13 protein-coding genes, 1 tRNA gene, 1 pseudogene and 1 riboswitch are annotated in these 18,703 nt (G+C 65.1%); of the genes and pseudogenes, 8 read left to right on the top strand and 7 right to left on the bottom strand.

Going from position 1 to position 18,703, the window contains the following annotated elements:
• Positions 1-227: 227 nt before the first annotated feature.
• A tRNA-Thr gene (locus AB1Z25_RS10225) sits at positions 228-303 on the bottom strand.
• 45 nt (positions 304-348) lie between these two features.
• Positions 349-894, bottom strand: coding sequence for a hypothetical protein (locus AB1Z25_RS10220; protein ID WP_486637164.1), 546 nt, complete (start codon positions 892-894; stop codon positions 349-351).
• 200 nt (positions 895-1,094) lie between these two features.
• On the opposite strand from AB1Z25_RS10220, the gene AB1Z25_RS10215 reads away from it, so the two are divergent.
• On the top strand, positions 1,095-2,306 hold the full coding sequence (locus AB1Z25_RS10215; protein ID WP_235088698.1) for a SpoIIE family protein phosphatase: 1,212 nt from the start codon (positions 1,095-1,097) through the stop codon (positions 2,304-2,306).
• Between the two features lie 24 nt (positions 2,307-2,330).
• Here AB1Z25_RS10215 and AB1Z25_RS10210 read toward each other — a convergent pair whose 3' ends face one another.
• Together AB1Z25_RS10210 and AB1Z25_RS10205 are read right to left on the bottom strand one after the other, a co-directional pair.
• The gene (locus tag AB1Z25_RS10210; protein WP_253314270.1) at positions 2,331-3,086 is read right to left on the bottom strand and encodes an N-formylglutamate amidohydrolase; all 756 of its coding nucleotides are present in this window, start codon (positions 3,084-3,086) and stop codon (positions 2,331-2,333) included.
• Positions 3,087-3,279: 193 nt separating this feature from the next.
• Positions 3,280-4,017, bottom strand: coding sequence for a class I SAM-dependent methyltransferase (locus AB1Z25_RS10205; RefSeq protein WP_486637163.1), 738 nt, complete (start codon positions 4,015-4,017; stop codon positions 3,280-3,282).
• A gap of 235 nt (positions 4,018-4,252) precedes the next feature.
• A riboswitch (FMN riboswitch) is annotated at positions 4,253-4,415 on the bottom strand.
• Positions 4,416-4,498: 83 nt separating this feature from the next.
• Between AB1Z25_RS10205 and AB1Z25_RS10200 the strand changes: the two genes are divergently transcribed.
• Both AB1Z25_RS10200 and hrpA read left to right on the top strand, forming a co-directional pair.
• Positions 4,499-4,864, top strand: a complete 366-nt coding sequence (locus AB1Z25_RS10200) for a YfeK family protein (RefSeq protein ID WP_107798990.1) — start codon at positions 4,499-4,501, stop codon at positions 4,862-4,864.
• 97 nt (positions 4,865-4,961) lie between these two features.
• Positions 4,962-8,897, top strand: coding sequence for an ATP-dependent RNA helicase HrpA (gene hrpA, locus AB1Z25_RS10195; RefSeq protein WP_107798989.1), 3,936 nt, complete (start codon positions 4,962-4,964; stop codon positions 8,895-8,897).
• Between the two features lie 84 nt (positions 8,898-8,981).
• Here hrpA and AB1Z25_RS10190 read toward each other — a convergent pair whose 3' ends face one another.
• The 3 genes from AB1Z25_RS10190 to AB1Z25_RS10180 form a co-directional block, all read right to left on the bottom strand.
• Positions 8,982-10,298 (bottom strand): MFS transporter, encoded by a 1,317-nt coding sequence (locus AB1Z25_RS10190; RefSeq protein ID WP_486637162.1) that lies wholly within the window; start codon positions 10,296-10,298, stop codon positions 8,982-8,984.
• Between the two features lie 66 nt (positions 10,299-10,364).
• Entirely contained in the window at positions 10,365-11,606 is a 1,242-nt protein-coding gene (locus tag AB1Z25_RS10185; protein WP_486637161.1) for a GNAT family N-acetyltransferase, read from the bottom strand.
• Between the two features lie 79 nt (positions 11,607-11,685).
• A complete protein-coding gene (locus AB1Z25_RS10180) occupies positions 11,686-12,486 on the bottom strand; it encodes an AraC family transcriptional regulator (protein WP_486637160.1) in 801 nt (266 codons plus the stop codon).
• A 137-nt stretch (positions 12,487-12,623) separates the two neighbouring features.
• On the opposite strand from AB1Z25_RS10180, the gene AB1Z25_RS10175 reads away from it, so the two are divergent.
• From AB1Z25_RS10175 to exaC, 5 genes and pseudogenes are all read left to right on the top strand, one after another.
• Positions 12,624-13,514 carry a DMT family transporter gene (locus AB1Z25_RS10175; RefSeq protein ID WP_107798985.1) on the top strand — a complete coding sequence of 297 codons (891 nt, stop codon included), beginning with the start codon at positions 12,624-12,626 and terminating at the stop codon, positions 13,512-13,514.
• 142 nt (positions 13,515-13,656) lie between these two features.
• Positions 13,657-14,409, top strand: a pseudogene (locus AB1Z25_RS10170) (class II glutamine amidotransferase); the annotation flags it as partial.
• Positions 14,410-14,504: 95 nt separating this feature from the next.
• Positions 14,505-16,310, top strand: coding sequence for a putative nucleotidyltransferase substrate binding domain-containing protein (locus tag AB1Z25_RS10165; protein ID WP_486637159.1), 1,806 nt, complete (start codon positions 14,505-14,507; stop codon positions 16,308-16,310).
• Complete coding sequence (locus tag AB1Z25_RS10160; protein ID WP_227108331.1) at positions 16,310-16,918, top strand: 3'-5' exonuclease; 609 nt, start codon at positions 16,310-16,312, stop codon at positions 16,916-16,918. The genes AB1Z25_RS10165 and AB1Z25_RS10160 overlap by 1 nt, the downstream gene beginning before the upstream one ends.
• Positions 16,919-17,159: 241 nt before the next feature.
• Positions 17,160-18,680 carry an acetaldehyde dehydrogenase ExaC gene (gene exaC / locus AB1Z25_RS10155; protein WP_107798982.1) on the top strand — a complete coding sequence of 507 codons (1,521 nt, stop codon included), beginning with the start codon at positions 17,160-17,162 and terminating at the stop codon, positions 18,678-18,680.
• Positions 18,681-18,703 lie beyond the last annotated feature (23 nt).

Genomic DNA, 18,703 nt, shown 5'->3' with positions numbered 1-18,703 from the left:
ATAAGTAGCCGACTAAAGTATTTTTTCTACAGAAACAATGCTTTATGACGGTTTATAGGGATGATGACGATTCTTGGCTAAAGAAGTATGGGGAAAAGCGTAACAATGCGCGAAGCGGCGGGGCGGCGATATTTTGGCGCAGTGGGAAATATCAGCCAACGTGGCCGGCACTCCCCTGAAACGCACCAAGGGCTTATAGAGAAAACTCTATAAGCCCTTGATTTTATTGGTGCCGGCGGCAGGAATCGAACTCGCGACCCCCTGATTACAAGTCAGGTGCTCTACCAACTGAGCTACACCGGCGAAGAGAGGCGTATTATGTCTTGCCTCAATGGCTTTGGCAAGCCGTCAGCGCGTCTTTTTCGGCGCCTTTTTATGCGCCTTCTTCACGCTTTTTCCTACCTTTTTGTTTTTGCTGATTTTTTTAGCGGGCGCCTTGGCCTGCGGCGCGCGCTTTGCGGTTTTGGCTGCGTGACGCGGCTTTTTGGCCGTCGATTTTTTGACGGTCGATTTTTTTGTCGCCGGCTTGGCCGCCGCCTTGCCGTGACGCGTCTGCTTGGCGCTAATGGCCTTGGTCTGACGCTTGCCCTGCTTCGCGGATTTCGCCTTGGCCTTGCCTTTGGCCTGGCGCGCCGGCTTGGCTTGCTCTTTGGTGCGCGCCGGTTCCGCCGCCTGAACGGTTTTGGCCGGCGCGGCCTTGCGCGCGGGCTTGCTCGCCGGCGCCATCTGCACGTCGCCGGGCAAAGGCATGTCTTCGGGTTCGGCCAGGCTGGCCGGGCTGATCAACGCCAGGCTCAAGGCCAGCGCAATGGTGTGCGTCGCGAATTTCATGATCGGGGGTCTAATGCTCTCTGGGATGAAACGGGCCGCGCTTTGCGCCGCCAAAACCCGCATACTAGCACGGGGTTTCCCGCGCCCTGGCGGAAATTGACGACGGCGGGCAAAGTCCAATCCGCCGCGCGGACTGATTTTTATTGCCGCAGTGCGCCATCGCCGCCTCACATATGCTATACCCACAGTGCAATGCCAATGTAATTGCCTTTGCGCTCGTTTGCGCCGCTCGCTTCCCTTTCCTGACACGTAATGGAAACAGCATGCCCCAGCCCAAAATTTTGCTGGTGGACGACAGCGCCACCAATAGCCTGATGGTCCGCACCTTCGTTGAAGACCTGGGCTATCAATGCGATCTCGCCGGCAATGGCCGGGAGGCCGTCGCCATGTGTAAGACAGTCGGCTACGACTTGATCCTGATGGACATCATCATGCCGGTGATGAACGGGCTGCAGGCCACGATGGAGCTGCGGACCCTGTTCGGAGAACACTGGGTGCCCATCATCTTCCTGACCGGCCTGAGCCAGCAGCAAGATCTGATCGAAGGCCTCAAGGCCGGCGGCGACGACTATCTGACCAAACCGGTCAGCCCGGACCTGCTGACGGCCAAGATCCAGGTATTTTTGCGCATCGCCCAAATGCAGCGGCAGATCAACCAGGACGCGGTGCGCCTGGAGCGCTACTTCCAGAACAATGAGCGCGAACAAAGCTACGCCTTGGAGCTGATCGAGCGGCTGAATCGGCAACAACTGGAACTGCCGGCCCATGTCTGGCGTCATTTGCGGCCGGCTTCCCAGTTCAACGGCGATCTGGTCTGCTATGCCCGCGCGGCAGATCGGGAATACCTGATGCTGGCCGATTGCACCGGACACGGCCTGACCGCGGCCATCAGCGCCATCCCGGCGGTGGAGTGCTTTTACGAGCTGGCTCAGGCGCAAGCGGCCTTGGGCGACATCGCGGCGGCCATCAACGACAAACTGCACCGCCTGCTGCCCTCCGGGCGCTTCGTCGCCGGCATCCTCATCGGAATCGACGCGGCCGCGCAGTCTGTGCAGGTCTGGAACGGCGGCATTCCCTGCGCGCTGATGTTTGATCCGCAAGGGCGCAAGGTCAAGCAATTCCGTTCCGAGCACCCGCCCCTGGGCATTTTGGCGGCTAGACAGTTCGACCGTTCGCTGGAAACCAGCATGTTGAAGCCGGAGCATGCGCTGGTCGTCTGCTCGGATGGCATTACCGAGGCCCAGGCGGACAATGGCCAGATGTTTGGCCTGGACGGCGTGATCAAGGCGGTGGAAGCCGGCTGGCCCGGACGGATCGGCAATACCGTATTGCAGGCGCTGCAGCGCCACCGCCAGAACGAAGCCATCTTGGACGACGCGTCCTTGCTGGTGGTGCATTCGCCATCGGTCCCAAACCAGCCTGAGGCCGATATCGGCTGCGCCGTGCCAAACCGCTCCCGCTGGCACGACGCCTGAGCGCCGCGCCGGTGTCGCGGCTGCCTAGCCCTCCACCTCTCTCACATAGCGCACCAGCGCCTGCAAGAGCTGGGAGAAACGATGCGCGGCCAGATTCCCGTCCGAGGGCGTGAGCCAGGTGCTGCTGATTTCCAGCTGAATGGCGGGCACGCCCAGCCGCGAAGCGAATTTGGCGATGGTCTGATGCTTGGACGCGGCGAAGTAGTTGTCGGAGACATTGAGCACGCCCTGCCCTCGCAAACGCTGCTCCAGCCGCTGTTGCAGCCAGGGCTTGCCCAGGAGCGAAGCCCCGTTCAAGGTGCCGAAGTCCACATCGTAAGGCCGGTAGGGATGGCTGCCGTGCAGGTCCAGCACCAGCAAGGGGCGTTGATCGGCGATCAAAGCCGCCAGCTTGCGTTTGAAGGCGTTGTCGTCTTCGTAATTGGGGTCGGACGGCGAGGCGCGGGTGGTGTAGATCGCGGTGGCGCCGGCCAGTTGGTGCAGCATCGCCGCCAAGGCCGCGGTGCCGCCGCCGTCGGAGAAACGGTATTGCCCGTCGCGGAACGGGCTGGTGGCGTGCGGCGCGGTAACGATGATGGGACGCTTGCCCTCCAATACGGTAAACCACGGCTCGCCGTTTTGCGGCGGCCTGTCCTTGGCGGCATCCGCCTCCTGCTGCAGCTTGATGGCCTCGACGATGTGGGCCGGTTCAATGACGGCACGTTCCGGCGGGGTCTTGCCGACGGCGGGCGCCGTCGATAAGGCCAGAATCAGAATCCCCGCTACCCATCCGCTTCTCATCGCCCTCCTCCTGATTCTTGCCCGATCATTGCTGGACCGGGCATGCGCGGCTTGGTTCTAAGAACCTGTTTGCGATCTGCTACGCGCCGGCGATACGGCGTTGAAAACAGCCATGCCGTTTTTCAGCCGTTTTCGCCTTGCCGCGACTTGCGCGAGACTTTGAACAGGTTCGGGCCAGTCCGGCAAGGCCGCGCTAACGCGCCGGCTTTCGCGCGGAGAGCAGCAGCAGGGCCGGACGGCGCGCGTGCGGCCGCAAACCGTCCCGATGCGCCAGGGTCTGCGGGTCCGGCGCGGGCTCGCCCAGGTGAAGCAGTTGGAAGCCGGCGTCCAGCAAGCCTTTCACATAGCTTTCCACCGTGCGGTGATGTTTGATCACGCCGTCGACGAACCAGCGGCTTGCGCGTGCATCTTGCTGAAAGTAGGCGTCCAGCGTCCAGTGCGATGGCTCGCCCGCCGCGTCCAGCGCCCAACCCTGAGGGCTGGCCGTGCAAATCGGGTGCTCCACCGTCAGCGCGAACACGCCGCCGGGCCGCAGCGCGGCGAACACGCGCGCCGCCGCCGCCGCGTAATCCTCCACATAGTGCAGGGCCAGCGAGGACACGGCCAGATCATAGGCGGCGGCCGGAGGCTGAAAATCCTCGATGCCCGCGCAGCGGTATTGAATGGCGGGATCCTGAGTGCGCGCTCGCGCCTGTTCCAGCATGCGCTCGGACAAATCCACCGCGGTGACGCTGGCCGCGCCCTCGCCGCGCGCCCAGCGGGCGAAATCGCCGAAACCGCACCCCAGGTCCAGGATGTCGATGCCGGCCAGCGGCGGCAGCGCGTCGCGCAAGGCGGGCTGCTCCAGCACGCCGTTCAGCCCGGTGTCGCTGTCGCGCAAGGCTTGGTATTGGGAGAAAAAGACTGGATGGTCGTAGATGTTTTGCTGCATGTGGAGGCTCCGTAAATACTTAAGGAAAGCGCCCCAGGGCGGCGCACGGCCATGCCGACGCGCAAAAGCGCGCCGGGCTCTCTGAGCCTGTTCAAAGTCTCGCGAGCAAGGGCGAGACAAGGCGAAAACGAGTGAAAAAGCGGAATGTACAAGTGGTACATGAGCATTTTGAGCTCGTTTTTAACGCCGTATCGCTGAAGCGCAGCAGACTTTGAACAGGTTCTCACGGCCTGGCGCGCGTCTTCTCTCATCCGGACTCTCACCGTCGGCTTCGGCCTCTCACCGAATCTGCTGACCCGCGCATCGTGGAAACGGCTGCGCGGCGCTCGCGGGCTCGTCGCCGGCATTCGCCGCGACATACCGCCGGTGGGGAATTTCACCCCGCCCTGAAGACCGGCACAGCATAAAGGCGGCGCGGAAGTTGGACAAGCCCCGCCCCATCGCGCATAGTCTGCGCATTCCAATTGCAATGGAGCGAAGCATGACCCCGAAGCTGCCGATCTGGCTGTTTTTTTGTTTGAGCGCCGGCGCGGCTGTCGCCGCGCCCACCCCGGCCGCCAAGAACGAGATCAACCATCTATTGGACTATCTGGCCCAATCCGGCTGCGAATTCAATCGCAACGGCAGTTGGTACGGCTCTAAAGAGGCCCGCGATCATCTAAACGACAAATACCAGTATCTGCTGAAAAAAGACTGGGTCAGCAACGCGGAAAGCTTCATCGAGCGCGCGGCCACCCAGAGCAGCATCAGCGGCAAGGCCTATCAGGTGCGTTGCGGCTCGGCGCAGCCGGTGGCCAGCGCCGGCTGGCTGAAAGCGGAGCTGGGCCGCTACCGCCAGCGCAAATAAGCCGTTCCGCCGGCGTCCGGCCGGCAATCCAGGCCTGCCGGACCGCCACGCAGCTGTTATAATCGCCGCTTTCCTGTAATCCAGTGTTCTTTTCCCGATGACTGCTGCCCAGCTGCTGGCCCAACTCAAGGCCGACCTCCCCTCCTGCCTGATCCGCGACCGCCACGCCTTGCGCCGCAAACTGAGCGACGCCGCCGAGCGGCTGAAGAAAAACCAGCCCGCGGACAGGCAGCTGGCCGATATCCAGACGCAGATCGAGCGCTCAGCCGCCAAGGTGGCCGCGCGCCGCGCCCATCTGCCCAAGCCCGATTTCGACGACGCCCTGCCGGTCAACCAGAAACTGGCCGACATCAAAGCCGCCATCGACGGCCATCAGGTGGTGATCATCTGCGGCGAAACCGGCTCCGGCAAAACCACCCAGCTGCCCAAGATCTGCCTGGAACTGGGCCGCGGCGTGCACGGCCTGATCGGCCACACCCAGCCGCGCCGGCTGGCCGCGCGCTCGGTGGCCAGCCGCATCGCCCAGGAGCTGAAATCCACGCTGGGCGAGCATGTCGGCTTCAAGGTGCGCTTCACCGACAAGCTGTCGGACAAGTCGGTGATCAAGCTGATGACCGACGGCATCATGCTGGCGGAAACCCAGACCGACCGTTATCTGGAAAACTACGACACCATCATCATCGACGAGGCGCATGAACGCAGCCTCAACATCGACTTCCTGCTGGGTTATCTGAAACAGCTGCTGCCGCGCCGGCCGGACCTGAAAGTGATCATCACCTCGGCCACCATCGACGCCGACCGCTTCTCCCGCCATTTCGACGGCGCGCCGGTGATCGAAGTCTCCGGCCGCACCTATCCGGTGGAAGTGCGCTACCGGCCGCTGGCGCAGCGCGATGAAGACGAGCGCGAAGTGGAGATGGAAGGCGCCATCGTCGACGCCGTCGACGAGCTGTCGCGCCAGGGTCCGGGCGATATGCTGGTCTTCCTGCCCGGCGAGCGCGAAATCCGCGAAACCGCGGAAAAACTGCGCAAATCCGGCATCCGCGGCTACGAAATCCTGCCCTTGTTCGCCCGCCTGTCCAACGAGGACCAGCAAAAGATCTTCAAGCCCTCCGGCGGCCGCCGCATCGTGCTGGCCACCAATGTGGCCGAAACCTCGCTGACGGTGCCGGGCATCAAATACGTGATCGACACCGGGCAGGCGCGCATCAACCGCTACAGCCCGCGCGCCAAGGTGGAACAGCTGCAAGTGGAGAAGATCTCCCAGGCGGCGGCGCGGCAGCGCGCCGGCCGTTGCGGCCGCGTCGAGGCCGGCATCTGCGTGCGCCTGTACGGCGAGGACGACTTCAATCAGCGTCCGGCCTTCACCGATCCGGAAATCGTCCGCTCCAACCTGGCCGCGGTCATCCTGCGCATGGCCGCGCTGCGGCTGGGCAAGGTGGACGCCTTCCCCTTCATCGAAGCGCCCAGCAGCCGGCTGATCGCCGACGGTTACCAGGTGCTGACCGAACTGGGCGCGGTGGACGACAAGGGCGAACTCACCGGCGTGGGCAAGGAGCTGGCGCGGATTCCGGTGGACCCGAAAGTGGGCCGCCTGCTGCTGGCCGGCCGCGACTTCGGCTGCGTACGCGAAGTGCTGATCATCGCCGCCGCCTTGAGCGTGCAAGACCCGCGCGAACGCCCGTTCGAGGCGCGCGAGGCGGCCGAACGCGCGCAGGCGCGCTTCAACGACGAGAAGTCCGACTTCCTGTCCTTCCTGCACCTGTGGGACTTCTTCTCCGACGCGCTCAAGCACAAGAAATCCAACCGTCTGCTGATCAACACCTGCCACGAGCACTTCCTGTCCCATCTGCGCTTGCGCGAATGGCGCGAACTGCACGCGCAGCTGGCGGACATCGCCGGCGAGCTGGGCCTGATCAAGCGCGAACAGGCGCACGCCGACGCCGAGCAGCCGGACGCGCAGATGACGCAGAAAAAGCGCCAGCAGCTGGACGCCGTCGCTTATGAAAACCTGCACAAGGCGCTGGTGACCGGCCTGATCGGCAATCTGGGCATGAAAAACCAGGAAGGCGACGATTACCAAGGCACCCGCGGCGTCAACTTCCACGTCTTCCCCGGCTCCGGCCTGAAAAAGGCCAAGCCCAAATGGCTGGTGGCGGCGGAACTGGTGGAAACCACCCGCCTCTACGCCCGCTGCGTGGCCAAGATCGAGCCGGAATGGGTGGAAAAGCTGGCGCCGCACCTGGTCAAATACCATTACTTCGACCCGCACTGGGAAAAGAGCCGCGGCGAAGTGGTGGCCAGCGAACGCGTCACCCTGTACGGCCTGACCCTGGTGCCGCGCCGGCCGGTCAGCTACGGCCGCATCGCGCCGGAAGAGGCGCGCGAGCTGTTCATCCGCGGCGCGCTGGTGAATATGGACTACGTCAGCAACGCGCCCTTCTTCCAGCGCAATCAGCAATTGATCCGCGAAGTGGAGCAACTGGAGCACAAGGCGCGGCGTCAGGACGTGCTGGTGGACGAAGAGGCGCTGTTCGCCTTCTACAGCGAACGGATTCCGGCCGAGGTGGTGGACGCCGCCAGCTTCGAGGCCTGGCGCAAGGAGGCGGAAAAGACCGAAGCCAAGCTCTTGCACCTGACGCGCGAAGAACTGATGCGCCACGCCGCGCAACATGTCACCGAAAACCAGTTCCCGGAATGGCTGGAGCTGGAAGACGGCCGCCTCAAGCTGCGCTACCGCTTCGAACCCAACCACCCGCTGGATGGCGTCACTCTGGATGTGCCGCTGGCCATCCTCAACCGCCTGCAGCCGGCCGCCTTCGAATGGCTGGTGCCCGGCATGGTGCGCGAGAAGCTGCAACAGCTGATCAAGGGCCTGCCCAAGCAGATCCGCCGCTGCTGCGTGCCGGTGCCGGACTTCGTCACCCGCTTCCTCAGCGTCAATCCGGATCAACAGCAGCCGATCGCGCCGCAGCTGGCGCGCTTCATCCTGCGCGAAACCGGCGGCGTCAAGGTGGACATCGACGATTTCCGCGCCCAGGAGCTGCCGGCCCATCTGCTGTTCAACTTCCGCGTCATCGACGACGGCAAGCAGGAAATCGGCCTGGGCCGCGACCTGCTGGCGCTGCAAAAGCAGTTCGGCCAGGCCGCCCAGCTGACCTTCCGCGACACCAGCGCGGAGTTCGAGCGCGACGAAGTCAGCAGCTGGGACTTCGGCGAACTGCCGGAAAGCATTCAGTTCGCCCGCGGCCGCCAGCAGCTGACCGGCTACCCGGCGCTGACGCTGGAGCAGGACAAGGTGGCGATCCGCCTGTTCGACACCCAGTTGATGGCCGAGCGCCATCACCGTCAGGGCGTGATCCGGCTGCTGCAGCTGCAGCTCAAGGAACAGATGAAGCAGCTGTCCAAGGGCCTGCCCGGCATGACCCAGCTGGGCTTGCAACTGCGCGCGGTGGCCAATGTCGACGAATTGCTGGCCGACGCCATCGCCTGCATCTGCGACCGCGCCTTCATCGGCGACGACGCGCTGCCGCGCAATGAGAAAGCCTTCAACGAGCAGAAAACCCGCGCCCGCACCCGGCTGCCGGCCGTCAACCAGGCGGTGACCCAGTACCTGGGCCAGGTGGCGTCCGAATACGGCCCGCTCAGCGTCAAGATGCAGAAGCACAAGCTGGGCTACGAGTTGCAGCAGCAATTGGCCAAGCTGGTTTACAAGGGCTTCCTGGCCGCCACGCCGTGGAGCCAGCTGCCTCACCTGCCGCGCTATATGCGCGCGATGGGCTTGCGCATGGACAAGCAGCCGGCCAACCCGCAGCGGGACGGCCAGCGCGGCGCGGAAATCCGCGACCTATGGCAGAAATGGGAAACCCGGGTGGCCGAGGACAATGAAGCCGAAGGCGCGTCCCAGGCGCTGCTGGATTTCCGCTGGCAGATCGAGGAACTGCGCGTCAGCCTGTTCGCCCAGGAGCTGAAAACGCCGTATCCGGTGTCCGCCAAGCGGCTGTTGAAGCTGTGGAGCGAGCTGCCGCGCTAATGCTCGCCAGACCTTGAACTGGCTCGCCCTGGCATGAGAAAACGGCGGCGTCTTTATCGACGCCGCCGTTTTTCTATGCGCGCTTCAATGCACCGGATGGGACAAGCCCGGCCTATCCCCCCTGGCCAGCAGGAACAAGCCCATCGCCAGCCCCACCAGGCAGAAAATCATCAGATAGCCGGCCAGCGCCAGCGAGCTGGCCTCCATCCACACCGACAGCAAGACCGGTGTGAAGCCGCCCACCACCGCGTAAGCCACATTGTAGGAAAACGACAAGCCGCTGAAGCGGATGGGCGCCGGGAAGGCGCGCACCATCAGAAAAGGCACCGCGCCGACAATGCCGGCGAAAAAGCCGGTCAGCGTGTACAGCGGGCGCAACCAGCTCACGTCATGCCCCATGGTCTGGTAAAAACACCAGCTGCTGACGCCCAGCAGCAGGCTGCCCGCGGTGAACACCGGCCCGCCGCCGAAGCGGTCCACCGCCAGGCCGGCGACGATGCAGCCCACGCTCAGCGCGATGATAGCCAGGCTGTTGGCGGACAAGGCCTCCACCGGCGGCACGCCGAACTGCTTTTGCAAAAAAGTGGGCGTCATCAGAATCACCACCACGATGGTGACCGACAGCATCGCGGTGGCCGCCATCGACACGGCCATGCCCAGACGATGGCCGCGCAAGGCCGCCTTCAGCGGCAGCTCGGCGGACAGCGCCTTGCGCGCCTGCATTTCGTTGAACACCGGCGTCTCATGCAGCCAGCGGCGCAGATACATCGCCACCAGGCCGAAGACGCCGCCGATCAAGAAGGGAATCCGCCAGGCGCCGTCCTCCAGCTGCTGCGGTGTGAAGAACAGATTCATCGCCATCGCGATCAGGGAGCCGAACAGAATGCCTATGGTCAGCCCCGAGGTGATGATGCCGCAAGCCAGGCCGGTGCGGCGCGGCGGCGCGTGCTCGGCGACAAACACCCAGGCGCCCGGCACCTCGCCGCCGATGGCCGCGCCCTGCAATACGCGCAGCAGGAGCAGCAAGATCGGCGCCCATATCCCTATGCTCTGGTAGGTGGGCAGCAGGCCCATCGCCAGCGTCGGCAAGGCCATCAGCACAATGCTGAGCGTGAACATGCGCTTGCGGCCGAACAAATCGCCGAAGTGAGCCATGACGATGCCGCCCAGCGGCCGCGCCAGGTAGCCGGCGGCGAAAATGCCGAACACCTGCAACTGGCGCAGCCAGCCCGGAATGTCGTGGGGGAAGAACAGCTTGCCCAAGACCAGGGCGAAGAACACGTAAATGATGAAATCGTAAAATTCCAGCGCGCCGCCCAGCGAAGCCAGGCCCAGCGTCTTGCAATCGTTCCGGTTCAGTTTGCGCGCGGGTGCCGCGGCGGCGCTCGCCGTTTGAGTCATATCAGGTCCTTTCCGCGACCAAGATGCACACGCCCTCCCCGCCGCGCGGCGCGAAGGGCTGGGCCATTATTTTTTGAAGGGATTGATCGTCGGCGCGTCTTCGTGCTGGACGATGCCGAAGCTGCTGCGGATCAGCGAATTGAGCACAGGCTGGCGATGGCGTATCCACAGCGAGGTGGGCACTGGCTGGCAGCCCATCCTCGCCTTGGGCTCCAGCGCGGTGCGGCCGAAGATCACCCGCCGTCCGCCGGCGGCCAAGGCCGACTCGATCGCCGTGTGCAGCAGGCGCAGGTAAAGCGGCAGCTCCTTGGCCGCGGCGCGGTCGAAGCCTATCTGCGCGGCGGTGACTTCCGCGCCGTCTTTCAAGACCAGCAGGAAGCCCAGCAGCGCGCCGCTCCGCCACAAGCCGCGCAGTTCCGCCCGCTCCGGCCCCAGCGCCGCCATCCGCCGCCAGTAGTCGGCGCTCACCGTCACCGGCCGCAGCGTGGCATTGTCTTGCACCGCCAGGTAAAGCGCTTGCATCCGCTCCGCCTGCGCGTCCACCTGTTCCGGCGTCATCACGCCGATCTCGCAGCCGGCGGCTTCTACGGGCTTGAAGATCTGCTGGCGGATGGCGCTGCGGTATTTGGAGGTCATGCCGGCCAGGTAGTCGTCGTAAACGCGCCAGTCCTCGGCCAGCGGCAACACCATATTGGGCTCCGTCTCCAGGGTGCTGTAGCTGAGCTTGCCCAGCGCCCGGCTGTCTTCCCGCGCCGTTTCGTCCATGTCCTTGACCAGCACGAAGTGGATCTGGCCGTTCAGCTTCTCCGCGCGGCGGATGCGGTAGAGAATCTCCGCCACCGCCTGCCAGCGGGTCTGCGGGTCCAGATCGGCGGCGAAGGCCGCGCCGTCCAGGCCGTAGCTGAGCATATTGCCGCAGACCAGCAGCCGTTGCCGCAGCTTGGGCTTGAGGTTTTGCGCCAGCGCCGCGCGCAGCGAGCCTTCCGGCCGCGGCCCGGGATGGGCGTGCAGGGTTTCCAGGCTGACTTCCAACAGCTGCATCGCCACCGCCGCCACCGGCTCGCCGTCGCGATAGGCCAGCGCGTAGCGCACTTCGAAATGGGCGAGCCCGGACCGCTCCAGCGCGCGCCAGTAATCGCGGGACATCAGCAGCCCGTGCCGGGCCGCCAGCTGATCCCAGTGTTGTCCGTTCAAAAAGTCTATGCGCTCGGAGAAGGCGAAATTCAGCGCGCTGGCCTGCCGCAAGCGGCGGCGCAGCTTCCAGCCGTCGCCCAATTGGCGGGCCAGTTGTTTGATTTTCTTGCTCATGGCTTGGGGCGTAGAAGGCTGGTTCTATGATTGACAATCATTCCAGTGTGCCGCAATGCCAAACGGGCAACAAGCTCCCTCAAGGCGCGCCGTCGGTCAGCAAGCGCCGGTAACGCTCCGGGGAATAGCCCAACTGCTTGTTGAACATGGCGATAAAGGCGGAAGCGGTGCCGTAGCCCAGATCGGCGGCGATGTCCTGCACCGGCCGCCCCTCGCGCAGCCAGGCCAGGGCCCGCAGCAGTCGCATCCGGTTGCGCCACTGGACAAAGCTCATGCCCAGCTCGCGTTGAAAATGGCGCGCCAGCGTGCGCTCGGTGCCGTGCACGCGCCGCGCCCACTGCGCCAGCGTGGCCGCGTCGGCCGGATTGTCGCGGATGGCGGCCAGAATGGGCGCCAGCTGACGATGCCGGCTATCCGGCAGATAGCTGTCCTGGTGGCCGGCCTGGGCCAGCCGCGCCAGCAGCAGCTCGGCCTGACGCCGGTCCCACGGGTCCCGGATCGCGGTGACGCCGCGCTGGCAGAAGTCATCCAGCAGCGCGCGCAGCAAGGGCGTTTGCGGAATCAGGCAGGGGTGGGCGGGCAGCCCGGCGGCTTCCTCCGCGCCGACGTAGACCGAGGTGTAGCGCATCGCCTGGCGCACCGAGGCGGAATGACGCACCCCGGCCGGCACCCAGATCAGAAACTCCGCCGGCGCCGCCAGCGCGCGTTCGACCTGACCGGCTTCGATCAGGCTCAACTCGATCACCCCCAGGCTGATGCAGTTCAACTGCCCCCAAGGGTGGCTGTGCGGCGAGAACTCGGTCTGCGGCGTCAGCTGGTCGTAGCGCAGATGGATGGGCGCCGGCGCCGGCAAGCCCTGGTCCAGTTCGGAATAGTCCAATTTGTCGGTTTCCCGCTATCGTCTTGTCTGGTTTGCGTTATATACATTGAATCAGACAGCGCTACACTGCGCACTGTCAATGCTTTTCTGTGCTCTCGCCCGCCCGATCGGACGAAAGCCGCATCCGGAGCCATCCCATGTATTCATTGTTTCCCATGCTGGCCGTGCTGATCTGGTCCGCCAACACCGTGGTGTCCAAGGCCGCGGCCCAGGCGCTGGACCCCGCCGCCATCTCCTTCTACCGCTGGTTGCTGGCCGCGCTGATTCTCACCCCCTTGAGCCTGCGGCCGGCGCTGCGCCAATGGCGCGCCATCCGTCCCTGGCTGGGCCGCTTCGCCGTGTTGGCCGCGCTCGGCATGGTGATGTACCAATGCCTGGCTTATTACGCCGCGCACAGCACCAGCGCCACCAATATGGGCGTGATCTGCGCCTTGATTCCCTTGCTGGGGCTGGCGCTGAACGCCGTCGCCTTCCGCCAGCCGGTGGGCGCTCACGCGCTGTTCGGCGTGGCTGTGTCCTTGCTGGGCGTGCTCTATCTGCTGGGCCAGGGGCGGCCGCTGGATCTGCTCAGCGGCGGCGTCAACCGCGGCGACGCGCTGATGCTGGTGGGTTCGCTCTCCTACGCGCTGTACGGCATTCTGCTGCGCCGCTGGGCGCCGCCCTTCGGCAGCTGGACCAATCTTTACATCCAGGTGCTGCTGGCGGTGTTGATGCTGGTGCCGGTGGCGCTGAGCGCGGACAGCCTGGCGGTGCCGCCGCAAGGCGTGGGCCTGGTCGCCTTCGCCGGCATCGCCTCCTCGGTGCTGGCGCCCTATCTGTGGATGCGCGGCATTCAGGGCCTGGGCAGCGAGCGCACCGCCATCTTCATGAATTTGCTGCCCTTGTTCACCGCCGTGATCGCCAGCGCGCTGCTGGGCGAAACCATTCACGATTACCACTGGCTGGGCGGCGGCCTGATCTTGCTCGGCGTCAGCCTGAGCCAGGGCGGCTGGGCCAAGCTGCGCGGTCTCGTCCGTTCGACGGCCTGAGCTTCGCTTTTCCCGCCGCCCCCGGGCTCCACGGCCGGCGCGGCGGGATTGCCGCGGCCCCGCTTATCGCCTAAGCTCTGTAACAAAACCGCAGCCGGCGCGGGCCGGCCATGACAACCTCTTTACCGTGGAATCCAAACCCATGTGCCAGTTATTGGGCATGAATTGCAATACCCCAACCGATATCCTGTTCTCCTTTGAAGGCTTTCACCGCCGCGGCGGCCAGACCGACCACCACGCCGACGGCTGGGGCATCGCCTTTTTCGAGAGCAAGGGCTGCCGCATCTTCCTGGACGACAAACCGTCGGTGGAATCGCCGGTGGCCAATCTGGTGCGCAACTATCCGATCAAATCGGAAAACGTGATCGCCCACATCCGCAAGGCCACCCAGGGCGAAGTCAATCTGGCCAACACCCACCCCTTCATGCGCGAGATGTGGGGCCGTTACTGGATCTTCGCCCACAACGGCAACCTGGAAAACTTCCAGCCCGAGGCCGGCTGCCATTACAACCCGGTGGGCAGCACCGACTCCGAGCGGGCCTTCTGCCACCTGATGGAACGGCTGCGCGCCAAATGGTGCCAGCAACCTCAGCTGGACGATTTGTTCGCCGAAGTGGCGCAGCTGGCGGCGGAGATCTCCAGCCACGGCGTGTTCAACTTCATGCTGAGCAACGGCGAGGCGCTGTTCGCCCACTGCTCCACCCATCTGCACTACATCATCCGCCAGGCGCCGTTCAACACCGCTCACCTGGTGGACGACGACGTCAGCGTGGATTTCGCCTCGGTCACCACCCCGCATGACCGCGTGGCGGTGATCGCCACCCAGCCGCTGACGGACAACGAAAGCTGGACGCCGCTCGTCCCCGGCGAGCTGCTGCTGTTCCGCGACGGCTCTCCGCTGCTGCAACACCTGCCGGGCTGAGCGCCCGCCGACAAGCCCTTGCCGCCGGTGTTATGCTGGCGGCAATGTCTTGTTCCGCGAGGCCCGCCATGCAGCGATTCGACTTCAGCCACGCCCCATTCGACGCCCTGAGCCCGGACGAACGCCTGAGGCTGGAGGCTTGCGCCGACATCCTGTTCTACGCCGACGAGCAAACCGTGCTGGCACCGGACGCGCCGGTCACCGCCCTGTACGTGGTGATCAAAGGCGTGGTCAGGGAAATGGCCGGCGACGAGGTCGTCGCGCTGTACCGGGCGCAGGATGGCTTCGACGCCCGCGCCACCGCCGCCGGCCAGACCCGCCACCGCTTCATCGTCCAGGAGGAAGCGCTGCTCTACAGCCTGCCGCGCGCCGAAGTGCTGGCGCTGACCGAGAGCAACCCGCGCTTCGGCGCCTACTTTTACGCCAGCGTGTCGGAAAAGCTGGGCCGGCTGGCGCAAGGCGCCGGCCAGCGAGAACTGCAAACCCTGCTGGCGGCCACCGTGCGCGACGCCGGCGGACGCCAGCCGGTGTTCGTGGACGCCGGCGCCAGCCTGCGCGACGCGGCGGCGGCGATGAAGGAACACAAATCCAAGTCCGTGCTGCTGCGCGGCGCCGGGCGGCTGGGCATCCTCACCACCACGGACTTTCGCGACATCGTGCTGAACGGCGTGCCTTCGGACGCGCCGGCGGCGGAATACTGCCAGTACGAGCTGCTGACCATAGACATAGACGACTTCCTGTTCAACGCCCTATTGCTGATGACGCGGCGCAATTTGCGGCGCCTGGTGGTGACCGAGCGCGGCGAGCCGGTGACCATGCTGGCCCAGGTGGACGTGCTGTCCTACTTTTCCAATCACTCCCACTTGATCGCGCAGCGGCTGGAGCGCGCGGCCACGCTGGACGAACTGACGGAAGTGGCGGAGCAGATCCCGCGGCTGGTGCGCATTCTGTCCGGCCACGGCGTCAAGGCGCTGCAACTGGGCCGGCTGGTGCAAAGCCTCAACACCCGCCTGTTCGCCCGCGCCTGGCGGCTGATCGCGCCGCCGGAGCTGGCGGCCAACAGCTGCCTGCTGGTGCTGGGTTCGGAAGGCCGCGGCGAACAGATACTCAAAACCGACCAGGACAACGCGCTGCTGCTGCGCGACGGCGCGCCCTGGCCGCAACTGGAAGCCAGCTGCCAGGCCTTTTCCGCCGCGCTGTCCCGCTTCGGCTATCCGCCCTGTCCCGGCAACATCATGCTCAGCCACCCGGATTGGCGCTTCAGCGGCGCCGAGCTGCGCGACCGCCTGCACCGCTGGGTGCACAGCCCGGACGGAGACGCCTTGATGCGGCTGGCCATCTTCGTGGACGCGGAAGCCGTCTGCGGCGACGCCGCGCTGCTGGAAGACGCGCAAAACTATCTGCGCGCCACCTTGCGCGACGACGCCGGCTTCTTCTCCCGCTTCGCTCGCGCCATCGAACAATTCGACACCCCCTTGGGCCTGTTCTCCCATCTGCAAACCCGCGAACGCGACGGCCGCGCGGCGCTGGACCTGAAAAAAGGCGGCATCTTTCCGCTGGTGCACGGCATCCGCGCGTTGGCGCTGGAGTACGGGGTGAGCGAGAACAATTCACAGCAAAGACTGCAGGCGCTGGCGGCCCAGGGCCGGCTGGAGCGAGGCCTGGCCGAGGACGCGGGCGAGGCGCTGTCCTATCTGATGCAACTGAGACTGGAACAAGGGCTGGAACGGATGAGCGCCGGCAAGGCGGCCGACAATCTGCTGGAGCCTGACAAATTGTCCTCGCTGGAACGGGACCTACTCAAAGACGCGCTGGGCGTGGTCAAACGATTCAAGACGCAGTTGCGCCACCATTACCGGCTGGGCAGTTTCTGATGCTGTCCGCCCTGCTGCGCCAATGGCAACGCCGCCGGCTGCGCGACCCGGCCTACGCCGGCATGTATAGCGAACACCCGGACGAACTGGTCAGCCTGGACTGCGAAACCACCAGCCTGAATCCGGCGGAAGCCGAGCTGCTGTCCATCGGCGCGGTCAAGCTGCGCGGCAACCGCATCCTCGCCAGCGAGGCGCTCTATCTCTTGGTGCGGCCGGAGCGCGCGCCGCAGGCGGACAATGTGCGCATTCACGGCCTGCGGCCCATCGACGTCAGCCAGGGCCTGGCGGCCCGGGACGCCGTGCGTCTGCTGCTGGACTTCATCGGCGGCCGGCCGCTGCTCGGCTATTACCTGGAATACGACCTGGCCGTGCTCAACCGCTACGTCCGTCCCTGGCTGGGCGTGCCGCTGCCTCAGCGGCGCATCGAGATTTCCGGCCGCTATTACGACTACAAGCTGAGACAGAACCCGGACGCCCACATCGATTTGCGGCTGGCCAGCATCTGCCGGGATCTGGACATGCCCGCCCCGCCGCGCCACGACGCGCTCAACGACGCCATCAACGCGGCCATGCTCTATCTGGCGCTGAAACAGCGCGGCTACGGCTGATGCCTTGCCTTCAACTCTGCGCGCCACGCTTCACGACGCGCGGAGGACTGAATCGTTTCCCAACCCGCCATCGCCAGATCCGGCCCGTCAAGACGGGCCGGCGGCGATGGCGCCGCCGCCTTTGAACGACACGGCCAATAGGACAGGTGACACGCCCGAACCGACGCATCGCATTCTACAATGCCCTGCTGCGCGCCCAAGCTTGCGCGGCAAGCGGTCTATCCACAACAGGAGAAACACCATGCGTTACGCTCACCCCGGCACGCCCGGCGCGTTGATCGCCTTCAAGCCCCGCTACGGCAACTATATCGGCGGCGAGTTCACGCCCCCGGTCAACGGCCAGCATTTCACCACCACCTCGCCGGTGAACGGCCAGCCCATCGCCGAATTTCCGCGCTCCGACGCCGCCGACATCGACAAAGCGCTGGACGCCGCCCATGCGGCCGCCGACGCCTGGGGCCAGACCTCGGCGCAACAACGTTCCTATCTGCTGCTGCAGATCGCCGACCGCATCGAAGCCAATCTGGAGGTGCTGGCCGTCACCGAAACCTGGGACAACGGCAAGCCGGTGCGCGAGACGCTGAACGCCGACATCCCGCTGGCGGCCGACCATTTCCGCTATTTCGCCGGCTGCATCCGCGCCCAGGAAGGCACGGCGGCGGAAATCGATCACAACACCATGGCCTATCACATCCACGAGCCGCTGGGCGTGGTGGGCCAGATCATCCCGTGGAACTTTCCCATCCTGATGGCGGCGTGGAAGCTGGCGCCGGCGCTGGCCGCCGGCAACTGCGTGGTGCTGAAACCGGCGGAACAAACGCCGCTGGGCATTTCCGTGCTGATGGAAGTGATAGGCGATCTGCTGCCGCCGGGCGTGATCAACGTGGTCCACGGCTTCGGCAAGGAGGCCGGTCAGGCGCTGGCCACCAGCAAGCGCATCGCCAAGATCGCCTTCACCGGCTCCACCCCGGTGGGCCGTCACATCCTGCAATGCGCGGCGGAGAACATCATCCCGTCCACCGTGGAGCTGGGCGGCAAATCGCCCAATATCTTCTTTGAAGACATCATGCAGGCGGAACCGTCCTTCATCGAGAAGGCCGCCGAAGGCCTGGTGCTCGCCTTCTTCAATCAGGGCGAAGTCTGCACCTGCCCGTCCCGCGCCTTGGTGCAGGAATCCATCTATCCGGCCTTCATGGCCGAGGTGCTGAAGAAGGTGAAGGCGATCAAGCGCGGCGATCCGCTGGACACCGACACCATGGTGGGCGCCCAGGCCTCGCAGCAGCAGTTCGACAAAATCCTGTCCTATCTGGACATCGCGCGCCAGGAAGGCGCCGAGGTGCTGAGCGGCGGCAAGCTGGAACCGCTGGAGGGCGGCCTGGCGCAGGGTTATTACATCCAGCCCACCTTGTTGAAGGGCAATAACAAGATGCGGGTGTTCCAGGAGGAGATCTTCGGGCCGGTGGTCAGCATCGCCACCTTCAAGGACGAGGCCGAAGCCGTCGCCATCGCCAACGACACCGAGTTCGGCCTGGGCGCCGGGGTGTGGACCCGCGACATCAACCGCGCTTACCGCGTCGGCCGCGCGATCAAGGCCGGCCGGGTGTGGACCAACTGCTACCATCTCTACCCGGCGCACGCGGCCTTCGGCGGTTACAAGAAGTCCGGCATCGGCCGCGAAACCCACAAGCGCGCGCTGGATCACTATCAGCAGACCAAGAATCTGTTGGTGAGCTTTGACGGCAAGCCGCTGGGCTTCTTCTAGAAAGCTGTACACGGCTCGCGAGC

Source organism: Chromobacterium sp. HL1 (assembly GCF_057418835.1).
Note: the sequence above shows the minus strand (reverse complement) of the source record. Positions and strands in the feature narration are given on the sequence as shown.